The sequence below is a fragment of the Pseudoalteromonas sp. P1-16-1b genome (genome assembly GCF_001401785.1).
Taxonomy (GTDB): Bacteria; Pseudomonadota; Gammaproteobacteria; order Enterobacterales; family Alteromonadaceae; genus Pseudoalteromonas; species Pseudoalteromonas undina.
The window spans coordinates 36,410-57,288 of the sequence record NZ_LKGQ01000021.1 but is presented as its reverse complement, the minus strand read 5'-3'; the positions used below and the strand labels follow the sequence as shown (position 1 = coordinate 57,288).

The window sequence follows — 20,879 nt, the reverse complement described above, 5'->3', positions numbered from 1 at the left end:
AGTTAACGCGTTAGCCGACGAGCACGAATTTTACGTCCTTTAATATTACCTTCGGTTAATTTGCGTAACGCTGGTTTAGATGAGTTACGCTCTACCGCAACAAATGCCACGTTATCAAGTACGTTGATTTTACCAACTTGGCGCCCAGCAACACCGTCTTTTCCGGTTAATGCGCCTAAAATATCACCCGCGCGCACTTTTTGCTTTTTGCCTGCATCTATCATCAGCGTCACCATTTCAGGTTTGTATGGCGGCTTATCTAGTAGGTTATAAGATGGCATTGGCTCAGGAGTAAAGTCACGCTCGTAATGGTCGCCAATTTGAGCCACTTTAAATTGCTCTGCCTCACCATAAATAGAACACGCAATCCCTTTTTTACCTGCTCGTCCTGTACGGCCAACACGATGTACATGAGTTTGTGGATCGTGAGCTAAGTGATAGTTAATCACCATGTCCATGTCATCAATATCTAAGCCTCGCGCCGCTACATCAGTAGCCACTAAAATAGACGCACTCTTATTCGCAAAATGAATCAGTGTACGCTCACGGTCACGCTGCTCTAAATCACCATGCAGTGCCACCGCACTAAAGCCTTCATCGGCTAAATCATCACATACTTGCTGCGTTTCAACCTTGGTATTACAAAACACCACACAGCTTTGCGGGGTAAATTTAAGAAGTAACAGCTTAAGCGTTGGATAACGCTGTTTATTATTATCCATTTTGTAGAAGTATTGCTTAATCGTGCTTTTTTCTTGCTGCTCTTCTACTTTAATCATTTCTGGATTACTAAGTACACGCTTAGCAATAGCTTCAATTGATTTTGGAAAAGTAGCACTAAATAACAACGTTTGACGATTGGTTGGAATGCGATCAATTATGGCATCTAGGGTGTCTTGAAAACCCATATCAAGCATTTGGTCGGCTTCATCAAGTACCAGAGTTTCAACATCATCTAAACGCAATGTACCTTTGCGAATATGATCGTCAACTCGCCCCGGTGTACCCACAATAATATGTGCACCATGTTCGAGTGAACCAATTTGCGGCCCAATTGAAACCCCACCACACAAAGTTAAAATCTTAATGTTATGAATACCACGCGCTAGTTTACGCATCTCAACCGCCACTTGCTCTGCAAGCTCACGAGTTGGGCATAATACTAGCGACTGAATACGAAAGCGTTTTACATTTAGCTTGGCTAAAACGCCTAAACTAAATGCCGCTGTTTTACCTGAGCCTGTTTTGGCTTGGGCAATAATATCTTTGCCACTTAAAACAGGCGGTAGGCTTTGCGCCTGTACAGGCGTCATTTGGGTGTAGCCAAGCGTTGATAAATTATCAACTAACCCTGAAGGTAAGGCCAACGATGAAAAAGCAGTTGCAGTCACAGTAAATTCCATAGCAAAAAATAACTTGAGAAAAGTCTCAATTAATATGCGGCTAATAATAGCAGAATTAACAATTAGCAACCATTAGCAACGTACGATTAAAAGTTGCAATAAAGATATTGCAAATGATAGTTGTTTTCATTAAGATCTGCGGCGTTTTACTACTCTAATAATTCTAAGCCGGAAGCCACTAATGAAACTTAACCCTCTTTTTATTGCACTTTTAGCCAGCACCTCTGCAAATGCATTTGCCAACACCACAAATATAGAACGCATTGAAGTTAAAGGTAGCTATTTCAACGACTACAAAGTAGATAATGCCAGTGGGGCAATGAGAACCTCAACCTCATTACTCGATACCGCACAGTCAGTTACCGTAATCACTGACACAATCGTTAATGAGCAACTAGCAACCACTCTTGGTGAAGTATTGACCAATGATGCTAGTTTAACTGCAGGGTCTAAACAACGAAACAGAGAAGTATTTAACTTACGTGGTTTTCAATTAAGCTCATCAACCGGCTACCTGCGTGATGGCCACCAGCATTGGTCTCATTACCAACAACCCATTGAAATTTTAGAGCAAGTAGAAGTTATTAAAGGCCCTTCAAGTATTTTGTATGGGCAATCAGGCCCCGGTGGCCTAGTTAACATGGTAACTAAAAAGCCAACTGCACAAACGCTATTTAGTGCCAGTGCCGATGTTGACCAACATGGTTCAACTCGCTTTATGCTTGATGCTGGCGGCGCACTCACCGAGGCTGAAGATTTACGTGCCCGTGGTGTATTAGTAAAACAAGATGTTGAATACTGGCGAGAATACCAAAATGGTGATAACCGCGAACGCGATCGCTTCTTAGGTGCCTTAGTGGTTGATTACGATATTAGCGATAATGCCCTAGTACGTGTTCATTATGATCGCACTGATGACGAAGCAGGCTTAGATACTGGCGCTTGGATAGATAATGATGCCAACATTATTGGCGATGACAAAACAATTCGTGATATGTCATGGGCCTTTACCGACATTACTGTTGAAAACATGGGTATTGATTTCAAAGTATTTTTAGCCGATAACTGGCAAGTAAATTTAGGCTACAATGAGCAAACGTTTGAACGCCAGCGCTTTGAGTCAGCACCACGTAAGCCAAGTGACTTTATCGAAGGTGATAGTTACCAGTCACGTCCTTACGATCGCTTCGATGATTGGCAGTTTAAAACTGCTTTTATTGACTTCATTGGCGAATTTGAAACCTTGGGTGTGCATCATCAATTACTTGTAGGCGTTAACTCACTGGATTATTACTACGGCCAATTACGCACATCTGCTGATACGATTAATTTTTCTGCCGATCAAAATGAGCCTAATCGCCCAAATATAAGTTACAAATCAGATGACACTATTAGCTCATCTGCTTACGACTACTACGGGGTTTATATCCAAGATTTAATTTCATTCTCACCAGAATGGCAACTATCACTGGGTGGTCGTTACGATAAACAAAGTAAAGAAAACAGCAATAACGAATCGTTCGTACCTAAAGTTGGTGTACTTTACCATCCAAATGCCTCTGCAACTGTTTATGCAAGTTACTCAGAAGGATTTGAGCCGCAAAACGAAACATTAGTAAATGATAAAGATGTTAATAACGGTATGAAGCTCGATGCTATTACCTCTGAGCAAAAGGAAATTGGGGTAAAATGGCAACTGTTTGATGACCGATTAATGCTTAGCGGTGCCTTATTTGATATTAGCAAAACAGGCACCTTAGTGAGCGAAGATCTTATTAACCCTATCGGTGATATAACCAGCATCACCACACAGGCAGGTGAGCAACGCCATAAAGGTTTTGAGCTTGCAGCTCAGGGCGCTGCAACTGACCGTTTATTTGTTATGGCATCAACCATGTATTTAGATGCTAACTATGAGCGTGATGAAAAATTAGAGGGCAAACGCCCTACTGATGCTCCAAAATGGTCTGCCTCTTTATGGACACGTTATGAACTCAATGACGCTGTTGCTTTTAATGCAGGTGCGTTCTACGAAGGAGAGCGTTTTGCTGATAACGCTAACACCGTAACAAAAGAGGGTTATACTCGTGTTGATATTGGCGCAACCTACAAGCTTAACTTAAATAACAACGATGTTAACTTACGTTTAAATATTGAGAACTTATTCGATAAAAACTACCTAGCCGGTGGCGGTTTAAATAACGTTACCGTAGGTGAAGGCACAAGTGTGCGTTTAGCTGCACAATTTAGCTTCTAAGCTGATTCTCTACAAAGCCCATATTAAAAAGTATGGGCTATATAAACTAATCCTATATGACATAATTACTTACAGTTTGCTGCTTTACTAATTTATCACTTGCTCTAAAGTTGTAAATTAACAAGGAGCCTTATTATGTTGCTTTTCAATACTAGTCAGTCATTCCCTCATTTTACACACGTTCAGTGCTGCCCCGACTGCAACAACAACAGCTATCACTTAGTTAATCAAAGTCGCTTTTTACGCTTTACCATTTTTCCTATATTTCCGATCAAGTTAAGCTATAAACGCGAGTGCTATCAATGCGGACATAGTGAGGCTATCAACATTAAGACGTTACCTCTGTTTGAAAAGCTTAGCCTACCAAAATACTGTATTGGATTAATTTTATTACTATGGGGGGCGTTATTTTTTTATCAAAAGCACCTCAACACTGAAACACTAAAACAAAGCTATTTAACCTCCCCAAAAGCTTATGATACCTATTTAGTTAAAGCCGATAAGTTCACTCACGAACCATGGACACTCACTAATTTAAAAGTTGCGCAAGTACTCAGCTTTGATGAGCAATTTATAACGTTTCAGGTGAGTAATTACAGCTATAAGCGCACTAGTGCCATTACCACAGCGATGCGTGCAAGTTTATTAGTACAAAGAGATTACTTTTCTTCTCAAACTATTACTCTGCCTCGTAATGAAATAAAACGTTTATACGAAGATGACATTATATTTGACGTGCTACGCCCACAAGCATATTCACTTTATGGCGGGTTTGTGATGTTTCCACCTAAACCTAAACCTCTTTATAAAGGCTTAAAGCTCGATGAGAATAATCAGCAAGGGATTATTTACTATAAAGATAAGCAATATAACGAAGCGCTTGAAAGCTTTAACCTAGCAGCAAACTCAGGCTCACAATGGGGTCAACTAAATCTTGCTCAAATGTATCGTGATGGACAAGGTACAAAAAAGAACATTCAGCAGGCGATTTATTGGTATAAAAAAGCTATTGCTCAAGGTAATAGCAAAGCTAAATACGAACTTGAGCAACTATGCAAAACAACTCAGTGCGAATAAAATAAAGTAGCGTTACCACCGCTACTTATTTGCTTTAAATAACTTAGTATAAGCGACATGCGCAATCACAAGAACCAAACCAGCACCTATTCCTAACAGTCCGTCAAATACTAAAGGGGCTAGTATTTCTCCTGTGCTACCAGCAACCGACTGCGCATAATGAGTTACATCCACTTGGGTATGATGCAAAAGCTCAATTGCGTGTACTAAAATTCCACCACCCACTAAAAACATTGCCACTGTGCCCGCAAAGGCTAAAAACTGCATTAACCGTGGGGCTGCAGCTAATAAGGCTTTACCGAGTAATTCTTTAAACTTGCTTGCGGAGAGTTTGGATTGATTAAGTAAATATAAGCCCGCATCATCAAGCTTTACAATCCCTGCTACCAGTCCATAAACACCAATTGTCATAATGATGGCAATCACACTCAATACCAGCGCCTGGTTCATTAATGTCGCCCCTGCGACCGTGCCTAATGTAATAACAATAATTTCGGCGGAAAGAATAAAATCAGTACGAATGGCGCCTTTAACTTTTTGTTTTTCATACTCTGCCAGGTCTAAATTTTCAGCACCTTCTGTCGCTTCTGCATGATGAGATAAAAATATTTTTTCTGCGCCTTCAAAACATAAAAATAAGCCACCTATCATTAAAAGTGGAGTAATTAGCCAAGGCAACCACACACTAATTAATAACGCAGCAGGGACTAATATGGCTTTATTTAAAAACGACCCCTTTGCCACTGCCCATACAACGGGCAGTTCCCTATCAGCAGTAACCCCAGTAACTTGCTGAGCATTAAGTGCCAAATCATCACCAAGTACTCCGGCTGTTTTCTTTGTCGCAACTTTACTCATGGTCGCAATATCATCCAGCAAAGTCGTTATATCATCCAGTAATGTTAAAAGGTTGGTGCCAGCCATGAAATTTCCTAACTAAAAATAAGATCTTAAACATAACGTAAAGCTATATTTTCACCAACGGTTAATTTAGCTTTGTTAAGCTCTTAATTAAACAAGGGACTCAATAAGGCACAGCCAATGAAACACGCTATCGTTATTATTGCTCTAATAGCTTTGACTGCATGCAATAAGCAGCCAGTTACAAATAACTATGTTTGCGATAACGCACCTGCAAAACTTGATATTATTAGCAACAAGCAAGCAAAGCTGAGCTTTTATGATCATGATTACATATTGAATCATGAGGTGAGTGCTTCAGGCAGTAAATACATTAATCAAGAGGTGTTATTTTGGAGTAAAGGAGAGCAAGCAATGCTAATAATTAACGGCAAAAAATACCAATGCAGCAGCAGTTAACCAATAACTAACATCAAATTAAAAAACTTGCTACACTAACAAAAGTCTTAATATTGTTGATAAAGTTATGCAATCTCTCGCTATAAAACATAAAATAATTTTAGCCTTTTCAGCCATTGGCTTGTTAATGCTTACTAGCTGCATATTTTTTTACTGGTCGCTAAATCAAATTAGTATCACTAACACACGTATAGAAGCGTTGGCAGTGCCTGTACAACAAGCCAGTAAAGACCTTCGTTTATCACTCCTTTCAATCACTAAATTTAATGCCATTGCTTATAGCCAAACTAAACTTAATTTACTGCTGGAAAATAAAAAGCAGGCACACGCTGAACAAACGCAGTTTTTTAGTAAATTAGAAACACTAAAAGCACAAGTTGCCCAGCAGCAAGGTATGCAAATACTTCTTACAGCTATTAACAAAGACTTCGCCCAGCTAAATACAATAAGCAACCAAATGCTTGCAGCAAAAGAGCAACGATTTAAGGCGCAAAGCTCAGCCGCAGCACTAACAATTACGTTTAATGAACAGCTTCGTGAACTCAGTAACCGCTTGCTTGATATAGAGCTCATAAACGTTGAGAGCAACCAGCAATCACTTTTGAATGCAGTATTTGGCACTGCGACTCGTGTTGATGATTTATTATTTACTTTAAATAATAATGTCAAAGGGATTGGGCAAATAACAACTTCAGAAAATATAAACGATCATCAGCAAGATACCTCTTTTTTACTCGATAATATTAAATCTAATCTTAGCTACTTAGAGCAACAAGCCGCCCCAATTGCTAATAAACTCAACGCTAATGAGCTAATTACAGCGTTTAACGATTTAAGCAGCTTATTAAATAATCCTGATGGGCTGTATGCATTGCAAAATGCTGTGCTCAATAATAAAGATAAAGTTGATCAGCGGTTTGAAAGCTTTCAACAGGCATTTATTAGTATTGAAAGTCAACTGATTGAGCTTAATAAACTGGCTGACATACGCTTTAACTCCCTACAAGAGAGCGCTAAGTCAGCGATTAATACCGGCTCTAGTTTAGTGATTATTATTGCGTTTGTTTTAATTGCTTTGCTGATTATTATTTCAGTTTTTACTACTAACGCCATGCTAAAACCGCTTAAAAAGGTAAACAAAGAACTTGCTCACATAGCCTCAGGTGACTTTTCTAAGCGTAGCAATCCCCGCAGTAAAGATGAATTTGGTACTCTGATGCATAACACTAATAAGCTTTGTGATGATTTAACTCACTTAATAAAAGCCATTAGTAACGATGCTTACGAACTAGATAATTCAGCTATTCAAACCAGCGAAAAAGGCCAGCAAATGACCATTGTTGCTAAGCAACAGCTGGAACGTAGTGCACAAGCAACCTCATTAGCACAGCAAATGTTGCAAAGTTCTCAAGCCGTACACGAACAAGCGCAAAGCACCTCTAATGAAATTACTAATGCCTCGCAATTTGCCAATGACGTTAACGACATTGCAAATAATAATAGCCAAAGCATTGAAGCACTTTTAAGCCGCTTAGATAGAGCAGTAAGCAGTACAGAAGAACTAGCTCAATATACGCAACTAATTGGTGCCATTGTCGATACCATTAGCAGTATTGCAGAGCAAACTAACTTACTGGCACTTAATGCCGCAATTGAAGCGGCACGTGCTGGTGAACATGGTCGAGGTTTTGCCGTAGTAGCCGATGAAGTACGCTCGCTTGCAGGGCGCACACAAAGTTCTACAAGCGAAATTACCACCATGATTAACACTCTACAGCAGCATACTCAAACCACTCAAACTGAAATAAATGATGGCCAACAACAGGCTAAGCATTGCGTTGAAAACAGTACTGAACTAAATAGTGCTGTTGAGCGTATTAAGAGCACGCTGGTATCGGTTAATGCTATGAGTAAAGAGATTGCGAGTGCCTCACATGAACAACTGGCAAACAGCACCGATATTCAACAAATAATGGCTAAGGTAACCGAGCAGGCTACCTTAAATGCCAACAATGCAACGACCCTAGCAAGCGAAAGTGAAGACGTTAACCAACTTGCACACTCGTTAAAAGGTGCAGTAGAGCGCTTTAAGTTTTAAGCGCAGCTAATGACTTGGCTTGTATGAACTGGGTATAATACTTTTAACTTTTTGCTAAGTAACGGCCCACAATGAAATACAAAGATCTGCGCGATTTTATCGATTTACTTGAGAAACGAGGCGAGTTAAAACGCATCAGCCAAGAAATCGACCCGTATCTTGAGATGACCGAAATTGCTGACCGCACACTGCGTGCCGAAGGCCCTGCTTTATTATTTGAAAACCCTAAAGGGTACGACATTCCCGTTTTAGCTAACTTGTTTGGTACCCCAAAGCGTGTAGCTATGGGTATGGGCCAAGAAGATGTGAGTGAATTACGTGAAGTTGGAAAATTACTCGCATTTCTAAAAGAGCCTGAGCCGCCAAAAGGCATTAAAGAAGCGCTCGGACAAATTCCGGTATTCAAGCAAGTACTTAATATGCCGGCTAAAGAAGTTAAAAAAGCCCCCTGCCAACAAGTTATTTTACAAGGTGACGACGTTGACTTAACTAAGTTTCCTATTCAGCACTGCTGGCCTGGCGATGCTGCACCTTTGATTACTTGGGGTTTAACCGTTACCAAAGGACCTCACAAAAAGCGCCAAAATTTAGGGATTTATCGTCAACAGCTATTGGGTAAAAATAAAATCATTATGCGTTGGTTATCTCATCGCGGTGGCGCGCTTGATTTTCAAGAGTGGTGTAAAGAACACCCTGGCCAGCCCTACCCTGTTTCGGTGGCATTAGGTGCAGATCCTGCGACTATTTTAGGCGCTGTTACCCCCGTTCCAGATACGTTAAGCGAATATGCCTTTGCAGGTTTACTACGTGGTAGTAAAACTGAAGTAGTTAAGTCAATCTCGAATGATTTACAAGTACCAGCCAGTGCAGAAATCGTACTTGAAGGGCATATTATGCCTGGAGAGATGGCGCCGGAAGGTCCATATGGCGACCACACAGGATACTACAACGAAGTCGACGACTTCCCAGTTATGACGGTCACTCATATTACACATCGTAAAGACCCTATTTACCATAGTACTTTTACTGGCCGTCCGCCGGATGAGCCTGCGATTTTAGGGGTGGCATTAAACGAAGTATTCGTACCAATCTTACAAAAGCAATTTCCAGAAATTGTCGATTTTTATTTACCGCCAGAAGGTTGTTCGTACCGTATGGCCGTGGTAACAATGAAAAAACAATATCCAGGTCACGCCAAGCGCGTAATGATGGGGGTTTGGTCATTCCTACGACAATTTATGTACACTAAGTTTGTTATTGTCTGTGATGATGATATTAACGCTAGAAATTGGAACGATGTAATTTGGGCTATCACTACTCGTATGGACCCTGCGCGCGACACGACGTTAATTGAAAACACACCAATTGATTATTTAGATTTTGCATCGCCCGTATCTGGCCTAGGTTCAAAAATGGGTATGGATGCAACAAATAAATGGCCTGGTGAAACAACTCGAGAATGGGGCGAACCTATTGTAATGGATCAAGCCACTAAGGATCGAGTTGATGAGCTTTGGGATAGCTTAGATATTCTTTAACGACTTTGGTCTAGGGCCTCTAGGCTATAAACTCACCCTGCGGATATGCTATTATTGCTCAAATAAAGTGCGTATCCGCTAATTTAAGGTAAAACATGCAAACATTACTCGCTGAAGTTGTTTCTATCAGCCCACTAACAGAATTTGTTCATAAAGTTATTTTAAAGCCGCAACAGCCTGTAGCATTTGAAGCTGGTCAATATTTACAGTTGGTTTTAGGTGAAAAAGATAAACGTGCGTTTTCAATCGCGAGTCGCCCCTCACAAACTGATGCATTAGAATTACACATTGGCGCATCAAACGCAGACTCTTACGCGATGCAATCATTAGAACACCTTCGTAGTGCCCACAACGAGAACCAAACCGTAACGATTGAAGCAGGTTTAGGTATTTCTCAGCTGCGTTTGCAGTGCGAGCGTCCAATTATTTTACTCGCCGGCGGTACTGGTTTTTCTTACGCAAAGTCAATGGCCGAGCATTTAGCTGAAATCAACTGTGAGCGCCCGGTGCTATTTTACTGGGGAGTAAAAGAAGAGTCGGCGCTATATGCACATACCGAAATGCAAGCATGGGCAGATAGCCGTGAAAACTTTAAATTTATTCCTGTAGTAGAGCATCCTACCGACAGCTGGACTGGCCACACTGGTTATGTTCATAAAGCGGTGATGAACGATATCATCTCGTTAGAACCTTACGATATTTACATGGCAGGTCGTTTTGACATGATTGGCATAGTACGTGATGATTTTATAAATCATGGCGCCACTCGTGAAAACATGTACGCAGATGCATTCGCGTTTATAAAGTAACATTAGCGCATTATTTTAAGGCACCTTAGGGTGCCTTAATTGTTTTAATTGCTAGCACTGTGATTGTTATTACCTATTAAGCTCATCAACATAAACAATTTCCTAAAATCCAATCTATAAACCATACTTTGTACAGAACATTAAGCGGGAGAAACCTAAATGTTAAATACAAAAGTAAAAGATTTTATGCAACATAAGTTGCCTCATATCACCCCTAATACAGAAATGACCACTGCCATAGCAGAGCTAGAAAAATTTAAACTACTAGGCGCGCCGGTATTTGATGATAATAAGGTGCTCGTTGGCTTTATCTCAGAGCAAGAATTACTTAAACCCTTAATGCAAAGTAGTTATTTTTGTGATGGTATGGTTAAAGTATCGCAGTTGATGCAAACAGATGTGGTAACCGTGAACGGCGATACCAATATTATGGAATTAGCAGAACAAATGAAGCCTGGTAAGCCTAAAAATTACCCCGTGATCGATGGCGGTGTAGTGGTAGGTATGATCAGCCGTGCCGATATATTAAAAGCACTTTATAATAATTACGTTAGTTGTAATGCGCACATATAAAAAAATGCCACTGTAAACAGTGGCATTTTTAATTATATAACCTGAACTCTGGATAATATAAGCAACTTAACGCTGTGCGACTTTAGCTTTAAGTGCGCTTTTATCAGCGTCACTTAAATAGGCAATTTCAAGCGCATTCGCTTGCGCTTTTTCCATATCGGCTTGTGACAAACCTGCTTTTGGTGCTGCCACTGCGTACTCGTACTCAATTTCAATGCCTTCAACAGCTGGGTCATCCGTGTTAAGACAAGCTAAAATACCATGATCTAAAAACTGCTTAAGTGGGTGTTTGGTTAAATCATTCACTGTACTGGTTTGAATATTACTGGTTAAGCACGATTCAATACCAATACGGTTATCGCGTAAATAATCCATTAGTTTTGGATCTTCAATCGCTTTAACACCATGGCCTATTCTGCTTGCGCCAAGCTCGTTTAATGCTTGCCAAATACTTGGAGCACCTAACGCTTCACCAGCATGCACAGTAACAGCCAAATATGCATCACGTACTTGCTTAAAATGATCAACAAACAACTCGCCAGGATAACCAATTTCATCACCGGCCAAATCCACTGCAACCAAATCATTTTTAAAGGCAAGTAACGCGTCCAACTCGTGCTGACAGGTTTTAACTCCGTATGTACGAGACAAAATACCAATTAAGTTTGCTTTTATATCAGTATCTTTTGTTGCACTTCGGATACCATCAACCACTGCTTCAACAACGCCTTGAGGGTGTAACCCTTGGCTTTGAGCCATATAATAAGGACTAAAACGCAGCTCTACATAATCAAGACCCTGCGCTTGCGCATCTTCAATGTTTTCTATCGCAATACGTCTACAGGCATCGTAATCGCCTAGTACCGTCACTCCCCAATCAAGCTTTTGTAAAAATGCCATTAAGTTTGGCTCAGGATCAATAACCTGAACATGAGGAATAAGTGCTTCAACATTGTCCGCTGGTAAAGCGATATTAAACTGACGACCAAGTTCTAGTATGGTTTGCGCGCGTACATTACCATCTAAATGACGGTGAATATCTAGCAAAGGTATTTTTCTATTGATCATAATAGCTACTCGGTTGAATTAAAATTGCGCGAATGATACGCAGGTACAGTAATATTTCAAGTGTAGAATACTTAAAATAGCGCTTGGAGGTCTTATGTCTGCTTTTTATATAAAAAGAGTTAACGTGATAAATAAAACCAAATCATTTTAAACAGTGCATCTGCATCAATCGGTTTTGTTATATAGTTATCCATCCCCACGTTAATCGCTTTTTTAGCATCTTCTTCGTGCGCATTAGCAGATAGGCCAATAATAGGTAAATCTAAAAACCCTAATTCATTACGAATCACTTTCGTTGCCTTTAAGCCATCCATTTGTGGCATTTGAATATCCATTAATACTAAGTCGTATCTTTTATCGCTTAGCATTTTAATCGCTTCAAGTCCGTTATTAGCAATATCAACAACACCCTGCTTGGTTTCTAAAATAGCGGTAGCCACATGTTGATTTAATGGGTTATCTTCAACGAGTAGTAAGCGATAATTCGCCAGTGATAGGTTGCTTATATCTATTTTATCTAACTTACCTGAATAATATTGTGCTTTAGGTAACGGAGAATGAAGCGGTAAACTAAAGGTAAAAGTAGAGCCGTGACCTTCACTACTTTTTAAATCAATTGCTCCTCCCATCAGCTCCACTAATTTTTTACAAATACTTAAACCAAGCCCTGTGCCACCAAACTGGCGTGAGGTTGAACTATCAGCCTGAGAGAATGGGTTAAATAGCTGTTTTTGTGCCTCCTCACTAATTCCAATCCCCGTATCATTGACACTAAAATAAGTCATTTTTGCTGACTGCCAAATCTTTAATGTGACACTGCCCTTAGCAGTAAACTTAACGGCATTATTTAATAAGTTCAGCAGCACCTGCTTTAAACGAATAGGATCGGTATTAACAACTAAAGGAGCATCATGATCAACCTCAACTTGCAGTGACAAAGGCTTATTACTGACCTCAAACTGCATTAAACTCATAACTTCTTTTGCTAGAGACTTTAGCTCCACAGGTTCCTGCACTAACTCAAGTTTACCCGCTTCCATTTTTGAAAAATCGAGCACATCATTAAGCACTCTCAATAATACGCTGACCGCACCATCAGCTTGCTCTATGTAAGATTTTGCTAGTGGCCAGTCCCGCTGCTGCAGTGCTAAGTAATGCATGCCTTTAATACCATTAATTGGGGTGCGAATTTCGTGGCTCATATTGGCTAAAAACTGACTTTTTATCTCACTGGCTTTATCGGCTTTTTGCTTTTCCTGACGCAAAGTCAGCGTTTGCTTTGCCACTTGTTCGCGTATACGAACATTGGTGGCGACCACTGAAATTAAAAACATAATCAATAGCCAAACAAATAACATTCCCACTATCTGTGCTAACCAATAAATAAGCCAGGTTGACTCCGTCTTAGGCTGGTATATTTCTACCTGCCATAACCGATGCCCAATTAACAACTGATAATCTTTTAGCAACGTCATTGAGTCATGCTCAACGCTATAAAGAGTCTGTTTATTATCTACTTTATTTATATCAGTAAAGCTAATCGCGACTTCGCCACTACTATCAAATGAAAGTACCTGCGACAACTTAGCTAAGTTAACGAGCGCAATCACAAATCCTTTGAAATCCCCTTCAATATCAGGAGCACCAAATACAGGAGAAATAAAAAGCACGCTTAATTCATCATCTGTAGGGGCTAACTTAAATGGTTTACTCAGTACCAACTCATTAAGAATTTTTGCTTTATTAAGGGCATCGCGAATATCTATATCAGAGCTCAAATCGAAGCCCAACAAATCTTGCGTGTTCTTTATAGGATAAATGTATTTTATGGGGTAATAAGTATTGCTAAAGGGTGCTTGTTGCCACTGTCCATTCGCCATTCTTTGCTTTATAACGATATTTTTGTCCCATTCAGCAGGATCATTAATAGACTTGGCAGTAATCATTGGTACCCAATTTAACGCTAAAATCTCTTCACTATAGCTCAACTGCTTAGAGGTGAAATGATTAAACTCATCAAGGCTAACTTGATCACTACTTGCTAAAAATGCACCTAACAAAGATAGATGAGCAGCCACTTCATCTAACTTCTGATTAATGGCACTTTGCGTCATTAGTACTTTGGCGTCTTGTTTTTGAAGGTCTTTTTGTTTTTTTACACTGGCCGCGCCATAAAAACTAATACTGATAATGGCGTAAATAAGTAACGCAGGTAAAATAACTTGTAGCCGATGACGCAACTGCGAATAGTTAAATATAGCCAGTACTAACGGGGTAAAAATCAGCACCCCAATTGAGTCACCTATCCACCAAGTAATAAAGGTACTGATGACATCAGATGTGCTAATAAAATGATTTAAAACAAGTAGACTAGTTCCTGCTCCAGCAGCTATGACACAACATAGCGGCCCACCAATCACCAAGCTTTGAATACTAAGTTTTAAAGAAGATAAATTAAGGGGAGCTTTAATGACTTTGGTAATAAGGAATGCACCAAGCCAAGCCTGAAAAAATATGGCGCAACTAACCCCGAGGGATTGGATTAATATTTGCCAATTTAAGATATCAGCGGAGTTATCTAAGTGAATTAAATTAACAAAAACCGCACCGGCAAAAATGCCAGCATAAGCGCGACGCCCCCATAGTAAAAAGCTTGCCAGCGCAATACCAGCCGGAGGCCAAGAGGCAACCGCATAACCGTTAACGGCGAATAAAAAGTTACTTAGATAACCACTAAAGAAATAAGCGCATGCGAGGCTAAAAGATAATGTAAATACATTTTTCACAACCGTCGCTCCTGCGCTTTTATTATTGATTTATAACTATAATTGATTATTGGTAGAGTACAAGTGCCTTATCTAATTGTGCACTGTGTTCATAACTTAATATCGCTTGTTGTCGATACTGTGCTTTATTTTCGCTATTGAGTGCTTTGTCAAAAACACGTGCTGCTAAGTCGTAATCACCTTGTGCATTGGCTAAACACGCAAGCGCTAATAGTAACGCATTATTATGCTCATCTTTTTTTAGTCGCTCTTGAATACTTGATTGCAGCTTATAAGCATTACTTGGTGCAGCTTCACTTAAAATATAAGCCAGTTGATCATGCTGCTTGTTGTGCTTGAGCAATTTAATTAGCTCATTTTCGATACTTGCTAGCTGCCCTGTTTTGGCCATTTGGGTTAAATAAGCCGTGTGCGCATGCGCCTGCAACTTTTTACCTAAATGTTGATATTTAGCGGTTAACTCATCACTTGCTTGCGCAGCAAAATAAGCTAAAAACACTTGCTGCCACTGGGTATCATTCAAGGCATTTTTGCGTAATAAACGCGGTAAAAAGTCTTCAAGCAATTTAAAATGCTGTTGTTGCACTAAAACTTCGGTGTACAACTTCAAATCAAGTACCGTGGCTTTTTTAGATTCTGCAGCCACCCGTATTTGCGGCTCAATTACACTACTGTCGCCACTAGCTAACCATAACTTAGCCACTTTAAGTTGTTGCTCTGGGCTGATTTCAAATAAACGCTCAAGCGCTTTATCTAGCTGATTATTTGCAAGTGCGGCTTTTGCTAATAATGCTAAACGTATATCGTCAAATTTAGCAGGCACACTATTGCTTGATAGTGCACTTTCTACTTGCTCGTAATCATCATTAATGAGGCTCCACAATGCTTGCTCTATTGCCGCATGTTTACGCTCTTGGCTTCGCGCAAAAAAGCCATGCTTAGTATTTCTGTATATAGATAAACAATAACGCACTAGCTTATAAGTTAAATATAAAGCCGCTGCGCTCAGTGCTGCCATAATACAAAACGAAACAATTGTGCCCTCTATGGTGGTATTGTTAAATGAAATCAGCACATAGCCTTTTTCATCTAACACAAAGGGGGTAATCGCTAGCACCAATACAATAGCGACAATAAAAATAATCAGCCCTATCATTGTGCCCACTCCTTCACTTGTTGAGTGCTTTGCAGTGTCACTTCAGGATTAAAGTTAAGCGATTCTTTTTCAAGATTGGCTAATGTCTGTATTACCACTTTTGTTGCATCGTCATCTTGTTTAAAGTATTCATTAACCAAACGTTTTGTATCATTCAAAGCGTTAAAATAAATACTAGCTTGTTTAGCCATTAATGCGTCTTGCGCCTGAGTAATATTAAGCTTGATGCGCTGGGTAATTAAATGACGCTCTCGGTCAGTTAATAGTGGCTCAATCAATACGCCTTCATGATGGCGAATAGTAATAAAGCTATCGACTATTTTATTCCAACTATTAAGAATGTTTTGTTGCCAATCACTAACATCTTCAGAGAGTGCATTCTCATCACTTATACTCGCCTCTTCAGGCAAATTAACCGCATTAAATACCAAGTCATCAATACGCTTTATTACGCTGTTTAATTGTAAATAAATCGCTTCTGTCGCAACGGGTTTAATATTGTCGAGTGTTTGTATGTCTTGTGTAATTGCTTGACGCAACTCAAGCGTACCAGAATGGTCGCTTAACAATGAATCTAAACGTTTAAGCACGGCACTGGTGCCTGGGTAATCTTGTTCTGCCCACAGTTTAAATTCAGCCATGCGTTGCAAGCTGGTGACCTCTTGTGGATTTAATGTATTACCACTTTGTTGCACCTTTTGCAGCGCGGCTTTTAATGCTTGTTGATTTTTTACAGAGTTTTCATTGAGTGCCATAGCGATTTGTTCTTCGCTATTAAGCAACGCTTGCTGCAAACTAAGCTGCTCAGATTTAAGCGCTTGCAGCTCTTGTTGTAGCATTTTATTTTGTTCTGTCAGCGTATTAACTGCTAAACTTTGCACTTTACTGGCATTAAGCTTTTGATAAAACTCATAACCCACACCGCTGGCAACAAGCAAGGAAATCACTAACGCAACGCTACCTACTTTACTTACTTTTTGAGGAGCGCTCTGCGTTTGGTTATTCGCATTTACAGAGTCACTTTTAGTCGTATTAGAGGTGTTTTTTGCTGTTGGCTGCGCTGATTTTTCTACTTTTGACGTCGCTGACTGTTCACTCATTTTGCTACCTTGCTGATTAATGCAGGTAAACATAGCGTGATCGCTAGCTCCTGCCGCAGTATGTATATGGGTCGAATTTATTTTTTGTTGCTGTAAATAAGTACCTATGCGCTCACTGGCAACGTAAAATTCGCACTGTTGTAACCATGTTAGTTGCGCCGCCGAGATAGTATTAAATATGGCGTCAACTGCAGCATTACTTGTAATGACTATACCGTGTACATTATGGCTTTGCCAGTGGTCTATCCAGTTAGCTGAGCTAGGCTCTACTGGCTCACGTTGATACACCACACAATTATTTAAATAAGCACCACGTTGCTTCAAGGTTTTTGCTATTTCAGGTCGCCCGCCAATGCCTTTGACCAACACAATATTACTGCCATCAACATCAGCCAAAGACTTAAGCGCGAGTAACCCCTCAGAGTCATGTTGTTTTGGTAGTGCGGCACGCACACCAAATACTTCATAAATAGTATCAGCTGTTTGTTGCCCAACCCCATAAAACTGTGCTTTGGTATTAATAGCAGGCTTAAGTGCATTTAATGCATGCACCGCATCCTGTGAAACAAAAATAATTTTGTCAGCGTTCACCAGCGGGCTTAATTCAACGTTTGTTGGCGTTAAGTAGGTTATTTTTAAAACTGGATATAAAGACGCTTGATAACCCGCTTGCTCAAGTTGCTCTGCAAGGGCTGCGCCTTTTCCTTCGGGCCGAGTTATCAAGATATGTTTCATTACGCGTCTCGATATACGTCAGCTAGAATTTTATCTGCGCCTTGTGCTAATAATTTTTTAGCCAGCTCTACACCTAACTTTTCAGCATCATCAACGTGACCGCTAATTTCATCGCGTAAAATTTCGCTGCCATCAATCGCACCGACCAAACCACGTAAGTGTACTTGGTCACCCTCAACCAATGCATAAGCACCAATTGGCACTTGGCAGCCCCCTTCTAAATGGCGGTTCATTGCACGCTCAGCGTTAACACGAATACGTGTTTCGTTATGCTCAAGCGGCGCTAACAATGCTTTCGTCACGGTATCGTCTATACGACACTCAATGCCTACGGCGCCTTGGCCATTAGCAGGTAACGAGACTTCTGGTTCAATAAAGTCACGAATACGCTCGCCCATTTCTAAACGAATTAGTCCTGCAGCAGCGAGTATAATGGCATCATATTGGCCGCTATCAAGCTTAGCTAAACGTGTATTGACATTGCCACGTAAGTCACGAATTTCTAAATCCGGACGCATCGCTCTAATTTGACACTGGCGACGTAAACTTGAAGTCCCCACAATAGCGCCTTGTGGTAGCGCATCAATATTGGCAAAGTTATTTGATACAAACGCATCACGCGGATCTTCACGCTCACAAATAGTGTGTAACTCTAAATCATCCGGAAATTCTACCGGCACATCTTTCATTGAATGCACTGCAATATCTGCACGGCCATCTAGCATGGCTTGCTCTAACTCTTTTACAAATAAACCTTTGCCGCCAATTTTAGCTAGCGGTGTATCTAAAATAATGTCACCTTGAGTCGACATTGGCACGAGCTCTACACGCACGTCATCATGAAAATGCTCTAGCTGCGCTTTTACAAATTCAGCCTGCCAGAGTGCCAATGCACTTTTACGAGTGGCAATGCGAACTAACTTTGTTTTTTCAGTCATAAAATATCCATTAATAATTACTAGCTTTTAGAATTAAAACTTATTCAATCTAAGGCTATTTAATTTGCTAAAACTCTAAATTCTTTTTGAGCGATGAGCAGCCCGTTTTCATCAACTACATCAACGCGCCAATGCCCTAATTGAGTATCCATAATATTTTTAGTTGAGTACGTTCTGTAACGCGGAGAAGTGACCTTAAGCGCCACTTCAGCCATTATTTCACCTTCAAATAACCACACATGTTTTACCTGCTGGCCCTGTAAGTTTTTAAGCTCACTAAAAAATGACAGCGACTCTTCAAATTGATTTAAACGCACATCGGCGGCAAATACATTGGTTGGCTCACGGTTACTGACACTGCGAGTCAGAACTGCACGGCTAATTGTGGCTGTATCTATTTTGGCTCCCACAGCTACACTAGCAATGTGTGCAGATGCAGCAAATTTCTTTTGCTCAACTGGCTTTGCACTAACAGTCTCAACTTCAGGGGCTTGAGTGTCTATTGCTGCAATGGTTGCTTCTTCAGGCTCAGCAGTGATCGTTGGCTCTACTTCTTGCTTAATAATACTTTGTTGAACTTCAGGCTCCGATGGTACCGGTTCAGTAATAGAAGCTGATTTTTGCTCAACTGAGGAAAAGGTTTTAGGGTCTGCAATCGCGACACTGCTTGCCTGCTCCTCATCTGCATCTATGGCTTTTTCACTCTCTACTGGTGCTGCATTATCATCGCTTAGCGACACAATTGCTGTTTGTTGCTCAGTAAAATCAAGCTGCTCATTAGGATGCGGCGTCCCTTGATCAGCATTCACGGCGCTAGACAGGCCGTAAATAACCGCTGCAGAGATCATAATCACCAACATAGAAATACTCACAATCCGACGCCAATGCCACTCATAGCTCACGTTGGGTTCGCTTACCTGTGGTTCACGTTTTACATTTGCTGTTATTACTATTTTTTGACTCATTTTGACCCTCAGCGGCTCCTAAACTAACTTAAGCGAGAAATTAACCATTGGCGCACAGCTTGTAACTCTTGTGTACAAACCTGATGCCCCATAGGGTATTCTTGCCAACTTACATCCATGTTATGCGTTGATAATACTTCGAACGCACTTCTACCCGCGCTATGCGGTACAACGTCATCTTGGCTACCATGAGCCATAAATATATTTAACTGTGTTTGTTTTGCTTCATCTGCCAATTTATGTGGCACACACATGTAGGTTGACAGCGCCATTACACCAGCCAGCTTTTGTTCTAAACGCGGTGCTAAATGAAGCGATACAACGCCACCTTGCGAAAAGCCCGCTAAAATAATTTTACTGGCAGGTATGCCGTTAGCAATTTCTTGTGTAATGAGTTGCTCAACTTTTGCAGCTGATTCTCTAACCCCTTGCTCATCGGCACGTTTATCTAAATCCATAGATTTAATGTCGTACCATGAGCGCATTTGCATACCGCCATTAACTGTAACAGCCTGCATAGGCGCGTGCGGAAAAATAAAACGCACTCCTAACTCAGTAGGTAAGTCGAGCTGCGGGGCAACAGGTGCAAAACCATCACCTGAATCACCTAAGCCATGCAGCCAAATCACCGTGGCTTTATGGGCGCTTTGCGCTGGGTATTCTACAAACCCTAAACTCATAGTGTTGATTGCCATTTAATTTCTTGACCCGCTTGGCGTGTAGACGCTTCGTTAATGAAGCTCCAAAACTCTGCACCCGAGCGGTTATCAATCCATTGCCCATCACGCATTTCAAAATGGTGACCATTAAATTTTGTTGCTACCCATACTTGGTGCAAAGGTGCTTGCTTATTAATCACAATCTTACTGCGATCTGGAAAAATAATTTCTAAAATACCTTGAGCCGATTCATAATCTAAATCTGCTTCACAATCATCAACTTGTTCTTCAATAGTGAACATAAGAGCTTCTGCTAACTGGTGATATTCGTGATCAGTCATCGTTAATTTCCTTTGCAGGCGAGGCGCCTAAATAATGGGTGCATGTTTATAGAGCT

17 protein-coding genes are annotated in these 20,879 nt (G+C 40.5%); 7 read left to right on the top strand and 10 right to left on the bottom strand.

The features are described 5' to 3' along the window. Positions 1 to 2 precede the first annotated feature (2 nt). Entirely contained in the window at positions 3 to 1,391 is a 1,389-nt protein-coding gene (dbpA, locus tag AN392_RS14405) for an ATP-dependent RNA helicase DbpA (RefSeq protein ID WP_054202866.1), read from the bottom strand. A 193-nt stretch (positions 1,392 to 1,584) separates the two neighbouring features. Between dbpA and AN392_RS14400 the strand changes: the two genes are divergently transcribed. Next, positions 1,585 to 3,660, top strand: a complete 2,076-nt coding sequence (locus tag AN392_RS14400; RefSeq protein WP_055013107.1) for a TonB-dependent siderophore receptor — start codon at positions 1,585 to 1,587, stop codon at positions 3,658 to 3,660. Between the two features lie 135 nt (positions 3,661 to 3,795). Further along, positions 3,796 to 4,737 carry a tetratricopeptide repeat protein gene (locus AN392_RS14395; RefSeq protein ID WP_055013106.1) on the top strand — a complete coding sequence of 314 codons (942 nt, stop codon included), beginning with the start codon at positions 3,796 to 3,798 and terminating at the stop codon, positions 4,735 to 4,737. 21 nt (positions 4,738 to 4,758) lie between these two features. On the opposite strand, the gene AN392_RS14390 is transcribed toward AN392_RS14395, so the two are convergent. Next, positions 4,759 to 5,661, bottom strand: a complete 903-nt coding sequence (locus tag AN392_RS14390; RefSeq protein ID WP_055013105.1) for a DUF808 domain-containing protein — start codon at positions 5,659 to 5,661, stop codon at positions 4,759 to 4,761. Between the two features lie 117 nt (positions 5,662 to 5,778). Here AN392_RS14390 and AN392_RS14385 point away from each other — a divergent pair, with 117 nt between their 5' ends. The 5 genes from AN392_RS14385 to AN392_RS14365 all read left to right on the top strand — a co-directional run bounded on the left by AN392_RS14385 (position 5,779) and on the right by AN392_RS14365 (position 11,075). Further along, positions 5,779 to 6,057 carry an MliC family protein gene (locus tag AN392_RS14385; RefSeq protein ID WP_055013104.1) on the top strand — a complete coding sequence of 93 codons (279 nt, stop codon included), beginning with the start codon at positions 5,779 to 5,781 and terminating at the stop codon, positions 6,055 to 6,057. A 67-nt stretch (positions 6,058 to 6,124) separates the two neighbouring features. Continuing rightward, a complete protein-coding gene (locus AN392_RS14380; RefSeq protein WP_055013103.1) occupies positions 6,125 to 8,155 on the top strand; it encodes a methyl-accepting chemotaxis protein in 2,031 nt (676 codons plus the stop codon). Positions 8,156 to 8,226: 71 nt separating this feature from the next. Further along, entirely contained in the window at positions 8,227 to 9,693 is a 1,467-nt protein-coding gene (gene ubiD, locus AN392_RS14375) for a 4-hydroxy-3-polyprenylbenzoate decarboxylase (RefSeq protein ID WP_055013102.1), read from the top strand. A 95-nt stretch (positions 9,694 to 9,788) separates the two neighbouring features. Beyond that, on the top strand, positions 9,789 to 10,502 hold the full coding sequence (gene fre, locus AN392_RS14370) for an NAD(P)H-flavin reductase (RefSeq protein ID WP_010392658.1): 714 nt from the start codon (positions 9,789 to 9,791) through the stop codon (positions 10,500 to 10,502). 159 nt (positions 10,503 to 10,661) lie between these two features. Beyond that, positions 10,662 to 11,075, top strand: a complete 414-nt coding sequence (locus tag AN392_RS14365; protein WP_055013101.1) for a CBS domain-containing protein — start codon at positions 10,662 to 10,664, stop codon at positions 11,073 to 11,075. Between the two features lie 66 nt (positions 11,076 to 11,141). On the opposite strand, the gene add is transcribed toward AN392_RS14365, so the two are convergent. From add to cyaY, 8 genes are all read right to left on the bottom strand, one after another. Further along, complete coding sequence (add, locus tag AN392_RS14360; RefSeq protein ID WP_008109049.1) at positions 11,142 to 12,143, bottom strand: adenosine deaminase; 1,002 nt, start codon at positions 12,141 to 12,143, stop codon at positions 11,142 to 11,144. 119 nt (positions 12,144 to 12,262) lie between these two features. Further along, entirely contained in the window at positions 12,263 to 14,929 is a 2,667-nt protein-coding gene (locus tag AN392_RS14355) for an ATP-binding protein (RefSeq protein ID WP_055013100.1), read from the bottom strand. Between the two features lie 46 nt (positions 14,930 to 14,975). Next, a complete protein-coding gene (locus AN392_RS14350) occupies positions 14,976 to 16,085 on the bottom strand; it encodes a heme biosynthesis HemY N-terminal domain-containing protein (RefSeq protein WP_055013099.1) in 1,110 nt (369 codons plus the stop codon). Beyond that, the gene (locus AN392_RS14345) at positions 16,082 to 17,920 is read right to left on the bottom strand and encodes a uroporphyrinogen-III synthase (RefSeq protein ID WP_055013098.1); all 1,839 of its coding nucleotides are present in this window, start codon (positions 17,918 to 17,920) and stop codon (positions 16,082 to 16,084) included. The genes AN392_RS14350 and AN392_RS14345 overlap by 4 nt, the downstream gene beginning before the upstream one ends. Then, positions 17,920 to 18,858 (bottom strand): hydroxymethylbilane synthase, encoded by a 939-nt coding sequence (hemC, locus tag AN392_RS14340; RefSeq protein WP_055013097.1) that lies wholly within the window; start codon positions 18,856 to 18,858, stop codon positions 17,920 to 17,922. Before hemC ends, AN392_RS14345 begins: the two co-directional genes overlap by 1 nt. 59 nt (positions 18,859 to 18,917) lie before the next feature. Next, positions 18,918 to 19,823, bottom strand: coding sequence for a DUF2914 domain-containing protein (locus tag AN392_RS14335; protein WP_055013096.1), 906 nt, complete (start codon positions 19,821 to 19,823; stop codon positions 18,918 to 18,920). Between the two features lie 23 nt (positions 19,824 to 19,846). Beyond that, the gene (locus AN392_RS14330; RefSeq protein WP_008109038.1) at positions 19,847 to 20,503 is read right to left on the bottom strand and encodes an alpha/beta hydrolase; all 657 of its coding nucleotides are present in this window, start codon (positions 20,501 to 20,503) and stop codon (positions 19,847 to 19,849) included. Beyond that, positions 20,500 to 20,823, bottom strand: coding sequence for an iron donor protein CyaY (cyaY, locus tag AN392_RS14325; RefSeq protein ID WP_008109036.1), 324 nt, complete (start codon positions 20,821 to 20,823; stop codon positions 20,500 to 20,502). Before cyaY ends, AN392_RS14330 begins: the two co-directional genes overlap by 4 nt. Between the last annotated feature and the right edge of the window lie 56 nt (positions 20,824 to 20,879).

What these genes read in the sequence shown, in the direction of transcription:
- cyaY (WP_008109036.1), bottom strand. Translation starts at nt 20,823, where the DNA reads ATGACTGATCACGAATATCACCAGTTAGCAGAAGCTCTTATGTTCACT.
- AN392_RS14385 (WP_055013104.1), top strand. Translation starts at nt 5,779, where the DNA reads ATGAAACACGCTATCGTTATTATTGCTCTAATAGCTTTGACTGCATGC.
- AN392_RS14365 (WP_055013101.1), top strand. Translation starts at nt 10,662, where the DNA reads ATGTTAAATACAAAAGTAAAAGATTTTATGCAACATAAGTTGCCTCAT.
- fre (WP_010392658.1), top strand. Translation starts at nt 9,789, where the DNA reads ATGCAAACATTACTCGCTGAAGTTGTTTCTATCAGCCCACTAACAGAA.
- hemC (WP_055013097.1), bottom strand. Translation starts at nt 18,858, where the DNA reads ATGACTGAAAAAACAAAGTTAGTTCGCATTGCCACTCGTAAAAGTGCA.
- AN392_RS14345 (WP_055013098.1), bottom strand. Translation starts at nt 17,920, where the DNA reads ATGAAACATATCTTGATAACTCGGCCCGAAGGAAAAGGCGCAGCCCTT.
- AN392_RS14330 (WP_008109038.1), bottom strand. Translation starts at nt 20,503, where the DNA reads ATGAGTTTAGGGTTTGTAGAATACCCAGCGCAAAGCGCCCATAAAGCC.
- AN392_RS14390 (WP_055013105.1), bottom strand. Translation starts at nt 5,661, where the DNA reads ATGGCTGGCACCAACCTTTTAACATTACTGGATGATATAACGACTTTG.
- AN392_RS14380 (WP_055013103.1), top strand. Translation starts at nt 6,125, where the DNA reads ATGCAATCTCTCGCTATAAAACATAAAATAATTTTAGCCTTTTCAGCC.
- AN392_RS14350 (WP_055013099.1), bottom strand. Translation starts at nt 16,085, where the DNA reads ATGATAGGGCTGATTATTTTTATTGTCGCTATTGTATTGGTGCTAGCG.
- add (WP_008109049.1), bottom strand. Translation starts at nt 12,143, where the DNA reads ATGATCAATAGAAAAATACCTTTGCTAGATATTCACCGTCATTTAGAT.
- ubiD (WP_055013102.1), top strand. Translation starts at nt 8,227, where the DNA reads ATGAAATACAAAGATCTGCGCGATTTTATCGATTTACTTGAGAAACGA.
- AN392_RS14400 (WP_055013107.1), top strand. Translation starts at nt 1,585, where the DNA reads ATGAAACTTAACCCTCTTTTTATTGCACTTTTAGCCAGCACCTCTGCA.
- AN392_RS14395 (WP_055013106.1), top strand. Translation starts at nt 3,796, where the DNA reads ATGTTGCTTTTCAATACTAGTCAGTCATTCCCTCATTTTACACACGTT.
- AN392_RS14335 (WP_055013096.1), bottom strand. Translation starts at nt 19,823, where the DNA reads ATGAGTCAAAAAATAGTAATAACAGCAAATGTAAAACGTGAACCACAG.